Source organism: Streptomyces sp. 8K308 (genome assembly GCF_004348315.1).
GTDB lineage: Bacteria > Actinomycetota > Actinomycetes > Streptomycetales > Streptomycetaceae > Streptomyces.
This window is the reverse complement of the sequence record NZ_SMKC01000703.1, coordinates 1-328: the sequence shown is the minus strand read 5'-3', so window position 1 is coordinate 328 and position 328 is coordinate 1. Positions and strand designations below refer to the sequence as shown.

General features: G+C 70.4%; 1 pseudogene. It reads left to right on the top strand.

The window, feature by feature from the left end:
* A pseudogene (locus E1265_RS36710) lies at positions 1-203 on the top strand (hypothetical protein); the annotation flags it as partial.
* Positions 204-328: the final 125 nt, after the last annotated feature.

Sequence of the window (328 nt, the reverse complement as noted above, 5' to 3'; positions counted from 1 at the left end):
GTGCCGGTGTGGCGTGAGGGCCTTTCCTGGGCGGTGCTGTCGGTGGACTACCAGCGCATCCTGCAGGCCCTCGCAGAGCGTGTCCGGCTCGGTCAAGGATCGGCCACCTGCAGGAGATGGCCGTCTTGTTCGGCATGGACGTGGTGCCGGCGCGGGTGGAGGCACTGCGGTCGAAGGCGAAACGCCTGGTCGCGCGTGGTTGGGCGATCTGGACGATCTCGAGCCAGACCTTGTTCTGGGTGGTGTGGTGCAGGGGCAGGTTGCGCAGTTCGGTCGCGCGGGCGGCCCGGTTCCGGTCCTCGGCCCGGGCCCGCAGCCGGTGGCGGAG